The 15814-nt window shown below is 65.4% G+C and carries 12 protein-coding genes, 1 tRNA gene and 1 other RNA gene; 4 read left to right on the plus strand and 10 right to left on the minus strand.

What is annotated here, in order from left to right; translation table 11 throughout:
- Window positions 1-51: 51 nt before the first annotated feature.
- An RNA gene (gene ffs / locus ACYVI5_RS13270) (signal recognition particle sRNA small type) lies at window positions 52-148 on the minus strand.
- 234 nt (window positions 149-382) lie between these two features.
- Here ffs and ACYVI5_RS13275 point away from each other — a divergent pair.
- The 3 genes from ACYVI5_RS13275 to ACYVI5_RS13285 all read left to right on the plus strand — a co-directional run bounded on the left by ACYVI5_RS13275 (window position 383) and on the right by ACYVI5_RS13285 (window position 2668).
- A complete protein-coding gene (locus ACYVI5_RS13275) occupies window positions 383-832 on the plus strand; it encodes a hotdog family protein (RefSeq protein ID WP_460534112.1) in 450 nt (149 codons plus the stop codon).
- 86 nt (window positions 833-918) lie between these two features.
- A tRNA-Ser gene (locus ACYVI5_RS13280) sits at window positions 919-1006 on the plus strand.
- A gap of 147 nt (window positions 1007-1153) precedes the next feature.
- The gene (locus ACYVI5_RS13285) at window positions 1154-2668 is read left to right on the plus strand and encodes a plasmid pRiA4b ORF-3 family protein (protein ID WP_460580617.1); all 1515 of its coding nucleotides are present in this window, start codon (window positions 1154-1156) and stop codon (window positions 2666-2668) included.
- A gap of 16 nt (window positions 2669-2684) precedes the next feature.
- On the opposite strand, the gene ACYVI5_RS13290 is transcribed toward ACYVI5_RS13285, so the two are convergent.
- The gene (locus ACYVI5_RS13290) at window positions 2685-3008 is read right to left on the minus strand and encodes an ArsR/SmtB family transcription factor (RefSeq protein ID WP_460580618.1); all 324 of its coding nucleotides are present in this window, start codon (window positions 3006-3008) and stop codon (window positions 2685-2687) included.
- A gap of 16 nt (window positions 3009-3024) precedes the next feature.
- Between ACYVI5_RS13290 and ACYVI5_RS13295 the strand changes: the two genes are divergently transcribed.
- Window positions 3025-3501 carry an SRPBCC family protein gene (locus ACYVI5_RS13295; protein ID WP_460580619.1) on the plus strand — a complete coding sequence of 159 codons (477 nt, stop codon included), beginning with the start codon at window positions 3025-3027 and terminating at the stop codon, window positions 3499-3501.
- 15 nt (window positions 3502-3516) lie between these two features.
- Here the strand turns inward: ACYVI5_RS13295 and ACYVI5_RS13300 are convergent, their stop codons facing one another.
- From ACYVI5_RS13300 to ACYVI5_RS13335, 8 genes are all read right to left on the minus strand, one after another.
- Window positions 3517-4842 (minus strand): serine/threonine-protein kinase, encoded by a 1326-nt coding sequence (locus tag ACYVI5_RS13300; protein ID WP_460580620.1) that lies wholly within the window; start codon window positions 4840-4842, stop codon window positions 3517-3519.
- 171 nt (window positions 4843-5013) lie between these two features.
- On the minus strand, window positions 5014-5928 hold the full coding sequence (locus tag ACYVI5_RS13305; protein ID WP_460580621.1) for a hypothetical protein: 915 nt from the start codon (window positions 5926-5928) through the stop codon (window positions 5014-5016).
- Complete coding sequence (locus tag ACYVI5_RS13310; protein ID WP_460580622.1) at window positions 5925-8951, minus strand: DUF5107 domain-containing protein; 3027 nt, start codon at window positions 8949-8951, stop codon at window positions 5925-5927. The genes ACYVI5_RS13305 and ACYVI5_RS13310 overlap by 4 nt, the downstream gene beginning before the upstream one ends.
- A 130-nt stretch (window positions 8952-9081) precedes the next feature.
- The gene (locus ACYVI5_RS13315) at window positions 9082-11250 is read right to left on the minus strand and encodes an alpha-galactosidase (RefSeq protein WP_460580623.1); all 2169 of its coding nucleotides are present in this window, start codon (window positions 11248-11250) and stop codon (window positions 9082-9084) included.
- A gap of 32 nt (window positions 11251-11282) precedes the next feature.
- On the minus strand, window positions 11283-12149 hold the full coding sequence (locus tag ACYVI5_RS13320) for a carbohydrate ABC transporter permease (RefSeq protein WP_460580624.1): 867 nt from the start codon (window positions 12147-12149) through the stop codon (window positions 11283-11285).
- Window position 12150: 1 nt separating this feature from the next.
- On the minus strand, window positions 12151-13086 hold the full coding sequence (locus ACYVI5_RS13325) for a carbohydrate ABC transporter permease (RefSeq protein ID WP_460580625.1): 936 nt from the start codon (window positions 13084-13086) through the stop codon (window positions 12151-12153).
- Entirely contained in the window at window positions 13083-14384 is a 1302-nt protein-coding gene (locus tag ACYVI5_RS13330; RefSeq protein WP_460534131.1) for an ABC transporter substrate-binding protein, read from the minus strand. The genes ACYVI5_RS13325 and ACYVI5_RS13330 overlap by 4 nt, the downstream gene beginning before the upstream one ends.
- A 33-nt stretch (window positions 14385-14417) precedes the next feature.
- Entirely contained in the window at window positions 14418-15791 is a 1374-nt protein-coding gene (locus ACYVI5_RS13335; protein ID WP_460580626.1) for a cellulase-like family protein, read from the minus strand.
- Window positions 15792-15814 lie beyond the last annotated feature (23 nt).

Here is a 15814-nt window from a genome sequence, read left to right on the forward strand (position 1 = left end):
GTCAGGCGGCCACGTGCCGCGCCACCCCTTCGTGGCATCCCGCGACAAATGAAAAAGGACCCCCCGCGCACCCGCCAGAGCCCGGTTACCCTTGCTGCGTTTCCGCCCTGGGGGAGTTGGCCTGGATGGCGCCACGCGAGGAGCCGTCACCAAGTGTACCGGGTAGCGGATGCGGCTTGCTCCGTCCGTCTGCACGGGACGAGCGAGCACGAAACCGACGAGCCACCACGCTACGGACATCCATTGCGTGCTCGCTCGTCCGCACCGTGCTCGTTCGTCCGCACGGTGCTCGTCCGCCCACGCCGTGCTCGCTCGCCAGGAACTGGTGGTCCCGCGCGGCGAGATACGCTCGTGGAGCATCCGTCGACCGAAGGGAATGGGCATGACGCTGTACCTGGATGATCTGCACGCCGGACAGGTGTTCGTCACGCCCGGGCGCACGATCACCGAAGCGGATGTCATGTCCTTCGCCTCCTGGACGAACGACAACAACCAGGTGCACACCGATGCCGAGTTCGCCAAGCACACCCGCTTCGGCCAGCGGATCGTGCACGGCATGCTCGGGGCATCCCTCTGTCTCGGGCTGATCGCGCGCACCGGGGTGTTCGAGGGCAGCGCCGTCGCGCTGCTCGGCATCGACGAGTGGAAGTTCGCCGCACCCATCTTCATCGGCGACACCGTGACATGCACGGTCGAGATCCTCTCGGCGCGTCCGACCAGTTCCGGCCGGTACGGCATCGTCGAGCGGATGCTCACCCTGCGCAATCAGCGCGACGAGGTCGTGCAGAGCGGGCGCATGGACGTCATGGTGGCAACGGCGCCGGTCGCCTGAACGCGTGCAGCTGCCGGTGCTTTCGGCGTGACGGAGCGGCTCCGGGCGTCGGGTAGGATTCTCTGAGGTCGTTCCGGCGGCCGCCCGGAGGATTCGCCTAGTGGCCTATGGCGCACGCTTGGAAAGCGTGTTGGGTGCAAGCCCTCGGGGGTTCGAATCCCCCATCCTCCGCCATGTGATGAGTCGCGTTGCGGTCGGAGCGTCGACGCGTCCATTGAGCCGGCTCCGACTCGTCCCTCACAGGCAGAAGGTCGAGCGCGTCACTCACATTCGGTCGCCGCCGAGCATTCTCGAGCGGTCGTTCCCCGTACCGTCCAGGGCATGAAACGACTCCCCGATGACAACGCACTCCTGCTCAACGTAACGCTCCGAGGTACCGCCCCTCGGGCCGAGCGCACCCTCGCCATGGGCTCGGGACTCACGCTGGCGGATCTGCATGCCGCCATCCAGCTCGTCTTCGAGGGCGACCGGGCGGCCCGACACATCTTCTGCGATCAGGATCCCTTCCCCCAGGGATTCCCCGAGACCGAGGCGGAGGTCTACGACGACTGCTCCTGGTACTCCCGTCGCGACCACTACGGTTGGCAGCCACGAAGACGCTGGGGCGATATCTGGACGACGATCGACTGGCGGGACCCAGGGGTCATCGACGAGCGCAGCACTTCGTTGACCTCGGTCTTCGGCCAGGAGCGCGACTTGCATTATCGGTGCGACGATCCTTCGAAAACGGCCGAATCGGCGTGGTTCGAAATCCAATGGATAGGCAACGAGCCGACCCTGTCAGCGAGCGGGTCGGTACGAGTCGTCGACGGACGACAACGCGGACCGTTCATGCTGTTCCCCGCCGCGGAACACGCCGCGCAACTGGCTGCCTTCCTGGATGCGGAGAGCGCTGACCACATTGCGGCAGCCATGACGCTCGACCGCGCATGCGGTCCATGGGCGAGCTTCGACCCGTCGGAGGTGCCTCTTCAGCACCTTCAGGCAGTGCTCGATGAGCGCTGGCGCATCGAGCAGAATCGCCGAGGCCCGCACAAGGTCTCGCGGACCGCGCTCGATGATCTCGTCCGTGCGCTGCCGTCGTCCAACGCGATCGGCCTACAGCGCCACATTGACAACCTGGGTCTGCGCTCCGCGCCTGAGGTCCCCGAGGATGATGCAGCGCGATTCGCACGGCCGTTCGTCTGGCTCGTGGACCGCTGCCGTGAAGGCATCCAATTCCCCGACAGACAGCTGCCGGCCGACGTCGGGCGGGAGTGGGCGGATGCCGTTCAGTGCGACGAATCCCACATTCCGGAGCTGCTCGCAGCTGCTCGCACTTTTCGTCTTGTGCGTCCTCTGCAAGGTCGTCTTCTCTCCCTGAAGGGTCCGCTGCGCCTGATCGATGACCCACTCGGTCTGTGGGAGCATCTCGCGCGGTCACTCGTGGGCGGCAACGGCCGGGCGCGGGCCTGGTCCAACGTATTGTTCGTGCTCGCTATGGCAGACGGCTCGATCGGCGAGGGAGGACCCGATGGTGGTATCAGCCGCCTCGCGTTCGCTCACACCGTTCTCGAAGACGCGATGGCGACTCGATACTGGACCCCATGTCCGCGGCGATGGCAAGACGGGCCGACACCCATCTCGATCGAGGCCACGCGCCAACTCATCGCTCCCTTAGCCGCGCAACTCGCTCCGCTCGGACTGGCACGAACTTCGGACGAGACGTGGCAGGTCGATCCCCTTCTGCGCTCGTTCGCCCGGTGGGCGCTGACGGTACCGACATCTGCTTACACGCCGCCGCTTGCCGCGACGAGCCCCGTTGATCGGTCCACGCTCTCCACCGCAGCGGGATAGCACGAGCCGGCCTCCATTATTCGTCGAGCGCGTCGAGCAGGTCGACGGCGGCACGGGCGTATTCGCTGATCCAGCGGTCGTATATCCGCTTGATCGGCAACGGGGCGAGAGTCAGCAGTCGCTCGCGCCCCCTGCTGCGACCGACAACCAGTTGCGCACGCTCGAGCACGCGCAGGTGCTGCAACACGGTCGTGCGATCGACGCTCGGAAACGAGCTGCACAGCTCTCCCGTCGTGCACGTGCCCGCCTTGAGCACGTCGAGCATCTGCCGCCGCATAGGGGATGCCAGCGCCTTGAAGACGAGGTCGTCATCCGGCACGCTTTCGCCCTCTCGCGACATGTGATAAAACTATCACATGAATGAGACCGACTCGCTGTCTGAACTGCGCTTCACCGTCTCCGGCCGTGTCTCGCGACCGTGTGCCGAGGTCTATGAGGCTGTCGCCGACCCGGAGCAGCTCTCGCACTACTTCACCACCGGAGGAGCGCGAGGGCGCCTCGAGCCCGGCGAGGACGTGACGTGGGACTTCCACGACTTTCCAGGTCGTTTTCCGGTGAGCGTTCTCGAAGCCGACCCGCCGCGTCGAATCGTCATCGAGTGGGATGCCCGGTCCGCGGCCCGCGATGATGGCAAGACCCGGACGACCTTCGAGTTCGAACCGCTCGACGACGATACGCGAACGCTCGTCACCATCACCGAAGAGACCTGGCGGGCCACGCCGGACGGGGCGAAAGCAGCGTTCGGGAACTGCGAAGGCTGGACCGGGATGCTCGCCGCGCTCAAGGCGTGGGTGGAGCACGGCATCAACCTGCGCGAGGGGCTTTACCGCTGAGAAGAGCGGCGCATCTCAGCCGCCGTTGCCCTTCTTGCCGCCGTTGCCATGGCCGCCGCCATTTCCGTGGCCGTTCCCTTGACCAGTCCCGTGTCCGTTGCTGTTCCCGCTCTCCGGCGGATTGGTGACCGACCCGGGACCTTGGCTGCTGCCCGGCTGGGGCGTGGGCGTCGCCGTTCGTACAGTTGTGACGACAATGGTCGGAACAGGTGTGTGCGCACCGTGATGCGGTTGGCTGCTCAAGGATGTCCACGCCACCGCGGCGCCAGTTATGCAGAGCGCGACGAGCCCGGCGGCGAGCACAACCGCAAAGCTCCGCTTGCGCGGCGGTGCCTCCGTGGGAGATGCGGGCGCGTCGCGCGACGCAACCGGCTCGGGGACCACAGCGTTCCTTGTGATGGTCTTTCCCAAGCCGTCACCCTCGACCGGCAATGACCCAGCCGGCATCGGCACGGTAGGGACCGCGCACAGAACGGCAGTGGCCTGATCGTCGACGGTGGGCAGCTCGCCGCGCTCGACCAGGGAGCCGACGGAATCCCCGACCAGCGCTGCAGCTGGGCGAGCGGAGGCATCCCGTTCTGTCATGGCGATGAGTAGTGCGCGCCATGCCTCCGACAGCCCGGCGGGTATCACTGGACTTCGCGCAAGTCGAGCTACTGCGGCTTCCGGGGCAGATCCCGGGTATTCGCGTCGCCCCGTCAGACACTCCAGAACCACAAGGCCGAGCGAGTAGATGTCGCTGGGCGCACCGACCTCGCCGCCCGAGACCTGTTCCGGACTGAGGTACGCGGCGGTGCCGAGCACCATGCCGGCGACGGTGATCCGCTCGGACCCCCCAAGCCGCGCGATGCCGAAATCGACGAGCTTGACCGAGCCGTCGGCAGCATCGATGAGGATGTTCTCCGGCTTGACGTCGCGATGCACGATGCCGCGGTCGTGCAGGTGAGCCAATGCAGCGCCGAGATCGCCGCAGACCCGCGCTGCAAGATCGGGATCCGCGCCGTCACGATCGATCCGGCGCCGCAGTGACTCGCCCTCGACGAGCTCCATGACGAGGAATGCCGGCTGGCCGGCATCCGGCGAGGACGGCCATTCCGCATCGAACAGGGTGACGAGGTTCGGATGACTCGCGGACGCCAGCACGTGCGCCTCACGCAGCCTGCGCTCCCGGTCGGCGGCGATGGGCTCGTCCGAGGCGAACACCTTCACCGCCACCGCACGCTCGAGCTTCTCGTCCCACGCACGGTAGACGGTCGACATCCCCCCGCGACCCACGACTTCGCCCAGACGGTACCGCGCCGCGAGCACCGCGGCCGGCGGAATATCGCCGCCTTCGCGCATGCGTCACCTCCGGGTCAGCAACCCACGGTACGAGGTGGCACAAGAGAATCCCGCGGGTTGACGTGGGGCGCCGACGCGTCCATGGAAGTACGCGGTCACGGCCACATACACCGAAGGCACGAACGAGACCGGTCAGCTCGGACTCCCAACAGTTCGTTCTCCTCTGGACAGTCAGGCGCTAGGCATCACTGTCCAGTCGCAGTCCAGGGCTACGCTCGCACCCGGCTCCAGCCGCCGCAGGGGCGAAGTCGCCTCTATTTCGACAACTGCTGCCGTGGACGCGAACCCTCGGAGCGCCTCCAGCGGCTCGTCGAGCGGAGTCTGCATCCACACCTGAGCTGGACTGTCGTCCGGGTAGGCCTCGTACCGATTCACGTGAAAGGTCATGCGAAGTCCTGGTGCCTCAGCACGACGCACCTCAATCTCCCCACAGGCACTCGGAAAGCCGAGTTTCCCGATGGCCCGGGCGAAAGGCATCCGCATGACTCCGTCGTCGGCGTGCGCCTTGAGCGTTCCGTGCAGGCTGAAGAGCGGAATCGCGCCGCTGCCCTGATGACACCTCACGTAAACGCCCGCGTGCGGCGACGCGAGATCGGCCTCGTGCACGGGCAGTTGGGCGACCTCCCACGCCGCCCAGCGCCGCGCGCGCTCCGACTCGTTGCGGAGCGACGTCTTCACATGCATGCCGAGCGACGTGACCGTCACAGTCCGTGTCATCCGAAGACCCGTCCGCGGGTCGAACGCGCTGCGCATTCCGATGCCGTTCCCCGAGCGTGCGATCACGTCGAATGCACCGGCGTCGAAGACCCGATCTGGAGGCCCGTGCCACTCGTCATCACCGTCCCAGCCCTGCGGTGCGACCCATGATTTGTCGCCGCCCCAGTTCTGCCAACTGGAGAAGTCGCCGAGAGACAGCGGGTCCGCCTGCTCCACGAGCAAGTTCAGGTTTCCGTCGATCAGGTCGGGATTGCGCCAGAACAGGTTGACGCCGCGATGGGAGAACGAGAGCACTCTGCCGCCAAGCGCCGGCACGACAACCGCCCGCACTTCACCCGCCCCGAGCGCTATCGCCTCCACCGTCGTCACGATGGACCGGCACCTTGACGGCGCCCGGCATCGCTCGCGCGTCCGGGTTCGCCTGGCGCGCCAACACCGTCCTCCGGATCCGGCTTGTTGAAGAGCAGGAGTTCGGGAAGGCTGGTGGCGAAGTAGTCCGTGCTACCGTCCGCACGAACTGCCCTCGGCGGCATCACTTCCGGCCGTCCTTCGCCGAGGTTCTCAGGCGGTACACCACGCGGCAAGCCGAGTGCCGAGCGCGCTGCATCCCAGGCCGCGAGCGTCTTGCCCTCTCCGCCCTCCCACGGCTGGAAGCTCCTCGACTCGAGCAGATGCAATGCTTCGGATGCTCTTCCTTGCCGCGTCAGCAGCTCGGCGAACTGCACGACCAGGTCATCTCGCTGGATGACGAGCTCCCGCTCGCCTTCCAGTCGTTCGAGCCGTTCGGAATCCGAATGCCCGAGTCGAGCGGCGAGCTGGTCCTGTTCGAACAAGAGCCGCGCGTCGTTCCGGTCGAGCTCCCGCGCCCGCTCGTAGTGCGCCCAGGCTGCGTCACCGTCGCCGAGCACGTTGAAGGATGCGAGGCCGGCGTTCCGGCGAACACGCGCTCGATCCCCGCCGGACTGGATGGCGCGCAACCAGAGTTCCAGCGCCTCCTCACGACGACCGGCGTCGTACAGCAGCATCCCGAGCAATTCCGCCGCGACGTCGTCAGCCGGGTCGTCGTCCAACGCCGCGACGAGTGCGTCGTGCATGTCCAATCCGCAGGGGAAGCACCAGGTCGTATCGGTCGCGCGCGCCGATTCGCGGGCTGCGGTCGCCCCGCGGATGTCGCCAACGCCTTCCAGAAGCCGCGCGCGCACATAATGCGCCATGGGGGCGAGGTTGCCCGCCGGGGTCGGCTCGAAGTCGGCGGTCAGCTCTAGCGCGGCGATGGCGCCATCGAGGTCGCCGAGTCGCTCTAGCTCGAGTGCGAGGTCGAAGACGAGACCGGCGTCCTCAGGCAGAGAGCGGTCCGCTAAATATCGGAAGAGGTCATCCAATGGGCTGCTCGCCATGGCCGCGGCCAGCACGGTTGCCGCCTCCGCGTCGCGGCCCAGGCGGCGCAGCGCGACGACCCGAACCACCTGCAATCGTGAGTCCTCGGCGCCGGATTCAATCAAACGCGCGGCATCGCGCTCGGCGAGTTCGGCGTCGCCGTCGAGCAGCGCGTTCCGAACGGCGAGTACTCCCGCCGGGACCACCCAGTTGCGATCCCAGGACGCCTTGGCGAACCAGCGCACCGCCTCGTCGCGGCGGCCCAGCCGCTGCAGGATCAGCCCCAGCAGATAGTAGGGCTCGGCGTCTTGCGGGTTCTCATTCCGGACTGTCACCCGTGCGACCGCTGCCTCCGCACATCGAAGCGCCGTCTCGTAGTCGCCCATGCGGTACGCGCGGTCCGCCAATGCGAGATTCGTGCGCGAGTGGCCCGCATCTCGCCGCAGCGCTTCGCGCCAGTACGGCATCGGAGACCGCGTCGGATGCCTGTACTGCTGCAGGTGCAGCCCGGTCAGGTAAAGCTCCTCCACACTCCCCACGTCTTCCGGCTGCGGCGGTTCCGTCGCGACCCACGGCTCGACGTCGTCGACGTCGTCGAGCCTCCAGGTGAGGATGCGCTCGTCGCCGTCGAGGAGTTCGACCCGGATGTTGGCCAGGGGCACCGCTCGTGCGGTCCTGGCCTCCAGACTGAGCACGGATCCGGGCACGGCGGATTCGCTGTGTTCGGCGATCACGATGTGCTCAGCAGTCACTCGAATGGTTGTATTCATGGGACGCGTGACGGCGCCAGCCACGGCGATCCGCAGGCCACCCTCGAGCGCCTCTGGATCAGCCTTCAGGTCGACGTGCAGAGCCGCATCCCGGTTCGCTGCGTGCGCCACGCCGATCGCAGGGATCGGATACCAGAGCTGCGAGAACCTGCGCACCTCACCGGGCATGAGCCACGAGAAGTCGGGCTGGTTGTCGGTGAAAACCCCGGCCATGAGCTCGACATACGGGCCGTCCGAGTCGGTGAGTTGCCTGTCCCAGGCGTGACCGAACGGGGAGTTGCCCCAGGTCCATTGCTTCTTGCCGGGCGAGATACGACGGTCGGCCCAGTGCACCACTCCGGCTCCCGCCTCGTGGTCGTAGCCCCCGAAGAATGCCTCATCCGAGTCGACGACCATGTACGAGGTGGGAACCGGGATATTCCGGTAGAAGTCGATGCGATCGGCGCCCGGGTGCATCCGAGCGCGTGCCGGGTAGTCGACCTCGTAGTAGGGACGGTCGGCGGCGGGAAAGGCTGTGATGGCGCGTCGTGCGTGGTCCGCGACGTATCGCACGTCCTGCGGAAAGAAGGATTGATAGTGATCGTGAACACGCACCGCGGCGTTCGCCCACCACAGGAACGTCTGCCGCTGATCGGTGCGATTGTGCAGGCGAACAACGACCTCGACATATGCCCGATCCGGATACAGCCGGATGCCGTGGGTCTCGGCCATTCGGGTGAAGGGATCATGGTCGGAGCACCACACGGTCACGCTTCCGTCGTCTGCGTGCTCGATCTCCGCTTCCATCGGCAGGTAGGTCGCCGGCCGATGATGCTGCGGCCAGTTGAACTCCACGCCCCCGCTGATCCAGGGTCCGGTCAGGCCGACGAGCGCCGGCTTGATCACGTCGTTGCGGTAGAAGAAGTCGTAGCCCGTCGTCTTGTCGCGCCCGGTGTGGATGCGTCCCCCGAGTTCCGGAAGCACCGTGAGCCGGAGGTAGCGGTTCTCGAGGTGGATTGCGTGCCACGATCGTTCGACCGCCTGCTGATCGACGCTTTCGATGAACGGCAGCGGATACACCCGTCCGCTCGAGCCCTGGTACACCCGATGGTCGAGATACATCGGCAAACGAGACGGCGCGTGCGGCTCGTACGTAGGGATGACGACATCTTCAGCCCATGCAATGGCATCGCCGGCGGCGAGCCTGTCGAGCAGGTCGAGCGGAGGCGTCTGGCTGCGGGAATCCGTGCTGAGCTGGGACGTCATGGTCTCACCATAGAAACGACCACCAGGGGCCCTGAATGGTCGAACGGATGAACCTTCATGGACTTTTCTCTGATCCTGGTTGCGACCAGGTCCCAGAAAGACGGGCTATCCACCGCATCTACCTGGACGTCTAGTACTCGTCGAGTGGAGTCAGGACGAGCACTTCGGCGTCTTGCGCCCACGAGAACCGAACGGGTAGGCCGACGGTGGAGACAGACTCCGCCGTCACTACGTCCCCGCCGAATCGGCCGAACCCGTCCCGCACTTCATATCGACAGCCCGGCCTGAGAGCGGTGGGAAAGACCCGCGAAAGCTCACGATCACGCGTCCGATCGCGGTCACGGTCATATACGAGGATGACGACCCGCGGGTCGTCGGGTGGTCCCGCGAACTCGATCGCGTACAGATTCTCCCCCGGCAGGCCATGCGTGCGTATGTCTCCGTGGTGCACGACCTTACGGATCTCCTTGTACGCCTGCACCATCGACGCGGCGTCAGTCTTCTCCACCTCGGACCACGAAGACAGATCGCTACCGATCCCGAGCACGCCTGCCATCGCGACGGCGAACCGGTACCCGAGCGAGACCGGCTGCCGGTCGCGGTGCCCAGCGTCATCGGACACCCAGGAACTCATCGTCCATGCGGGATACGCACTGAGAAAGCCGTGCTGGATGACCAGGCGGTCCCGCGCGCCGACCTGGTCACTTGGCCACACGACATCCGCACGTGCCAGAACGGCGTTGTCGATGCGTGCGCCGCCGGACGCGCACGCTTCGACCACCAGCTCAGGATGCTCCGATCGCAGCATCTCGAGCACGCGGTAGAAATTGCGCGTGTGCTGCACGCTCCACTCCCGGCCGTGCAGGCTACCCGGTCTGCCTCCGTCGGTGATCGGTCTGTTCATGTCCCACTTCAGGTAACCGATCGACGCGGATGACAGCAGTGTGCGGAGCATATCCATCACCCACTCGACGACATCGTTTCTGCCGAGATCGAGCACGTACTGGTTGCGTATGGTCTCCAGCGGTCGGCCGTCCGCACGATAGACCCAGTCGGGGTGCAGTCGATACAACTCGGAGTCGGGATTCACGCACTCGGGCTCTACCCAGATGCCGAACCGCATTCCCAGCCCTTCGACCACCGTCGCGAGTTCGGCGAGGCCATTCGGGAACTTCACCGGATCCGGTTGCCAATCTCCAAGGCCGGCCCTGTCCGAGGTGCGACCGGCGAACCAGCCGTCGTCGAGCACGAACGTCTCGACGCCGAGAGCGGCAGCCTCGCGAGCGAGAGTCTTCTGCTGCTCGACGGCGACGTCGAACCCGGTCGCCATCCACGAGTTGTAGACGATCGGACGGGCGCGCGGCGAGAGGTCTCTGGCGAGCTCGGCTCTCTGGAACTCATGCCATCCACGGCTGACGCCAGCCGCCGACTCGGCGGAGAAGATGCCGAGGCTGTCAGGCGTGCTGAATTCCTCCCCCGGTGCAAGCACGACCGTCGTTACGTCCTCGTGCACTCCGCACGACACCCTGGCGTGCTGGCCTACCGGCGCCGTCTCCACCTGCAGCCGCCATGACCCGCTCCACTCGAGCGCGACGCCGTAGGCGTTCCCGTGCTGGCGTTGGAAGGATTCCGCATCGTTGAGGGCGGACACAGTCACGACGGGGCTGAACGAGAGACTGGTCACGCCTTGTCTGCTGCCGAGGGAGAAGGTGCCCCAGTGCAGGTCGATCGACCGGCGCTGGAACTCGTGTGCCCAGCTGCCGCCCAGGTAGTCGACGTGCACGTCCTGGCCGAGCGGCAGGTTCCACGCCGCGGAGAACATTCTGGGCAGCTCGATCCGGTCCACACCGCGGTTGACCAGGCGCGCACTGCGACGGATCACGTCGTGCTCCCGGGAGGTACGCGCTCGCAACTCGAGTCTCAGCGTTCCCGTCTCTTCGTCGAACGGCACGACGAGCTCGTCGCCGCCATCGCTTCGACGACTCAGCACCTCGTCGCGTACGACCGACCATCGTGCTCCGGTACGGCCGCTTCCTCGATCGATGAGCAGTTCGCTGAAGGATGCATGCCGCTGGCCGTCGCTTGCATACTCGAGCGGCTGCACGTCGGCCGCAGATGAGAACGAGACGAACCGCTCTGGTTCATTCCACTGCGGGATGTCGTCGAGGGCATCCTCGGAAATGCTTGGTCCCCAGTAGTCGAGCACGAGCGCGGATCCGTCCGGCGTCACGCTGACGATGTACGACGTGCCTCTCGTTCTCAGATGCCAGCGAAGGCGCGCTGAATCGTTGGCGGACACCCGACAGTTCGATTCTTCCGTTGTCGCTTCTGTCACTTGCCGGCGCCGAGCGTGAGGCCGGAGACGAATTGCTTCTGGAAGATGAAGAAGACGATCGCGGTAGGAATCGCAGCAATGATCGCGCCGGATGCGACAACATTCCACTGGCTGACATAGCCGCCCTGAATGTTGAGCAGTTCCGCGTTGATCGGGAACTTCGACTCCGTGCGGAGCACGGTGAGCGCCCAGAGCAGGTCGTTCCAGACCCATGTCGTCGCGAGTGCCGCGAGTGCTGCCAGGGACGGTCTGGTCAGCGGGAGCACCAGCCTGAGATAGACGCGGAGTTCACCGGCGCCGTCCACGCGAGCCGCTTCGAATATCTCCGCCGGAATGGAGCGCATGAAGCCGTGGAGCACGAATGTATAGAAGCCGAGGCCGAACGCGACCTGCACCAGGATGAGCGCGAACAGGGTGTCGGGAATACCGAGGCTGTCGGTGATGCGCGCCACCGGGATGAGCAGGATCTGCGCCGGCAGGAGGTTGCCGGCAAGCATGAGCAGGAGGATCGCATGCCGGAACGGGATCTCGTAGCGGCTCAAGGCGAACGCCGCCCAAGACGCGAGCAGGAGCGAGAAGAACACGGTGAAAGCCGTGACGATGGCGCTGTTCACCAGCGCGTGGTTCACGAGCCCGCTCGTGAACACGGTCGCAAAGCCCTCCCACGAGAACGAGTGCGGAAGCGCGCCGAGGCCGTTCTGCGTGATGTCGGTGAATGATCGGAACGCGACGACGACCACGAACACCATTGGAGCGATCCAGATGAGTGAGATCGGTGCCATGTAGAGATGGAAGAGCCAGGAGCGCTTCTTACGCGGCTTCGCGGGGAGCTCGGCCGGGTAGGGCAGCGGAGTGGTCGTCATGTCAGTCCTCCGACTTCGACGCGCGCGTCAGGTATCCGATGATGAACACGATCGCGAGCAGGAAGATCACGACGGCGATCGCTGAGCCATAGCCGAGGTTCACGGTGGTGAAGGCGGTCTGGTACATGTACGTCGAAAGCAGTTGGGTGGAGTTGTAGGGTCCGCCCTGCGTCATCGCCCAGACGATGTCGAAGGTGCGTAGCGAATCGATCACGGTCACGGCGAACACCACGGCGTTCACGCCGCGCAGCTGCGGCATGACGATGCGCCAGAACCGCTGCCACTTGTTCGCGCCGTCGACCGCGGCTGCTTCTTCGAGTGTCGGGTCCACGCCCTTGAGACCCGCCAGATAGAGCACCATGATGTAGCCGCACTGGCGCCAGACGGCGGCCACCAGCACCGCGGTGAGAGCCGTGGCCGGATCAGCGAGCCACTGCTTCTCCCAGGAATGCAGACCGATCATGCCGAGCAGTGCGTTCACGGATCCACCCGGGGCGTACAGCAGACGCCAGAACAGCCCCGTCACCGTGAGCGAGAACACCATCGGCAGATAGATCGCGCTGCGGTAGAAGCCCACGCCGCGCCTCGGCTTGTTCAGCGCGAGCGCCAACAGAAGGCCGATGACGACGGATGCTCCACCGAACCCGATCACCCAGTACACGTTGTTGACGAGGGCCTGCAAGAAGATCGGATCGGTGGCCAGGTTCTGGAAGTTCTTCAGGCCGACGAACTCGGGTGCTCCGACACCGTTCCACTTCGTGAGGGAGATGTAGAAGCTGTTGATCGCGGGCCAGAACACGAGCGCTAGCTCTATCGCCAGCGGAACGAGCAAGAACGCCCAGATGAGCGGTGGAACGCGCCGCACGGATCCCCGACGGGAGCGCTTGCGCTGGGGTGCCCCCGTCGAGATGCGCGGCACGTCCACCGTCGCCGTCACGAGTTCCACACCTTCTTCGCTGCCGTCTGCCAATCGGCGAGGATCTGGTCTACGTCCTTGGGCGTGGCCAGGAACTTCACGAGCGCCGTGTCGGCCGTCGTCTGCAGCGCATCGGAGGAGTCGCGATTGAAGAACTGCGTGATCTCCTTCGTCTCATTGAGCATTTTGAGCCCCTTCTGCACCAGGGGCGAGAAGTTCGATGTGCTCACGGCCGGTGACGTCGGAAGGTTCGACGACTTGGACTTCTGAATGAACTCCTCCTGCTGTTTGGGGCCGGCCATGTAGGTCAGGAAGTCCATGACGGACTGCTTGTTCTTGGAGTTCGCGCTGGCGAAGAAGCCGTCGGTCGGGGCTTCCTCCGCCGACGGGACGGACTTGTCGATGACGGGGACTCTGAAGAAGTCGAGATCGTCGGGATTCTGCGTGACGTTCTCACTGATGAAGGCGCCGGCGAGATACATCGCGTCCTTGCCCTGTACGAGCGGGGTGACGGCATCCTGCCAGGCATACGAGCCCATGTTGGGGTCGAAGTACGGCACGAGCTGCGCGTAGTACTTCATGACCTTCTTGACCTCGGCGCTGTCGAACGAGTGCTTTCCCGCCAGCAGCTCGCGGTGGAACTGCGCCCCATTCACCCGTAGGTCGAGGATGTCGAACCATCCGGATGCCATCCACGGCGTCGTGCTGAGACCTTGCGCCAGCGGGTTGATCCCCTGCGCCTTGAGCTTGTCGCACAGCGAGATGAATTCGTCCCACGTGGTCGGAACCTCGACGCCCCACTTCTTGAAGTTGGACTTGAAGTAGAAGATCCCCCACCAGTAGTAGTCGGTGGGCATGAAGATCTGGCGTCCCTTGTCGTCGCTCGAGAGCTGTTTGAGCGCCGGGCTGAACTTGGACGCGACTCCCTTGCCCTCCCACAGCTCGGAGAGATCGAGCAGAAGCCCTTTGCTCGCGTAGTCCCTGGCGACCGATCCCGCGTACCACGACAGCACATCGGGGGGATTGCTCGAGGTGAGATAGGTGGAGAGCTGGGCGCGGAACTGCTCCGTGGCGACCGTGTTCATCGTCACTTTGCCGCCGACCGGATGAGCGTTGTACTCCTTCACGAGGGCGGTAAGCGCACCTTTCGGCGCAGGATCCGACTCTGAGTTCTGAAACACGATCGCGCCCGTGCCCGAGCCGCTGCTGGACCCGCCTGATGGACCGCCTGTGACGCAGCCGGCAAGGGCCGCGACCCCGCCTATGGCGACCGCGCCCGCGAGGAACGTGCGACGTGTGACCTCTGTCTTCGTAGCCATGTTGTGTCCTCCTTGACTGCCTGTGCGCTTCGGCTACAGGCCCTGTGATTGCGTTGACGTGAACAGCCGGTTGCATTCGACCTGGAGCCGGACGTCGCTCCACATCGGGTGGTGGGGCGCGGCGTTGGAGCACACGATGGTGCCCCATGCACCGACGCGTGCTGATTCGCTCACCGCTCGCCGACAGAACTCCGCCCCGACCGGGCCCTCCTCGAAGTTGCCGTGAAGCGGGGTATAACCGATCCATCCCTCGCCGAAGACCAGGGGGATGCCGCGCTCGCTCGCGCGATCCGCTGCGACATCGAGCCAAATGCGCAGCACCCTGTCCATCTCCACGCGGTGTACCTGGTAGCGCTCGTACAGGAACCGGTCGAAGGCTTGCGCATCTGCCCAGTCGTGCAGGAAGATCTCCGGTTTTCCCACGATCGTGGCGTCCATCTTCCATGCGGAGGCGTCCGGAAGCACCCAGGTTGTCGCATCGGGAGCGTCCGGACGCAGGATGCCGGCAGCATCCACCGCAGCCCGTGGGAAGTCGGCGAGGTCTCCCCGGAGGTCGAACGCCGCCGTCGTCTCATTGAGAACGCCGTAGATGTACGGGTGCACGACCAGAACATCGATCTCGGCGGGTACGGCGCGCATCGCCGCGACGGGCACGTGCGCGTAGTTCACCGTGACCGGGCGATCGGGCTGCAGCTCGTGGAAGCGCGCGAGTCCGCGCGACAATCGCGGTTCGAGCTCGATGAGACAACGCACCTCGTCCGCGCGTCCCGAGGTGATCCCGTCGGTGAGATGTCCGCCCTGAACCTCGTTATGGAGCTCGGTGAAGGCGATTCGATCGTCGAGGCCGTGCTCGGCGAGAAAGTCGATGAGCGCTGACTGCGACTCTGCGAGCGCGACCACCCGGTCATCGGGGTCGATCGCCCGAAGCGAATCCCACCACGACGAGTCGGCACCGAACGAGGATGACTGCTGGTACTCCCAGGAGGAGAGGATGACGAAGAGGTCATGCCTTTTGCAGACCTCGAACAATTCGAGCAGCTTGGCGCGGCCGTCAATCCGCGTCGGCGTCTTGACGTCATACCAGCGCACGTTCTGGGCGTAGTCCCCGCCAAGGCGGTCGAGCTCGATCGCGCTCGTGTCGAGCCCTGAGCCGAACAGGAGAAACGGCATCGCGCAGATGCGAATGGTGTTGTAGCCGCGCTCGACAGCTTCGGCAGCTGCGCGGTCCAGATCTTCGAACGGCTCCCCGTCGCCGCTGCGGACGTACCACGAGAAGTCCCACAGCGTGATCGTCAGGCGCTTGGGAAGGTGTACCGGGACCTGGACGGGAATGTAGTTGCTGCGGTAAGTCGCGCCGCGGTGTTCGGCGACGACGTCAGGGGGATTTCCGTTCTCACCGTTGAGCATGTGGTCAGCCTAGGAAAGCTCTC

The sequence above is a fragment of the Humibacter ginsengisoli genome (assembly GCF_054780095.1).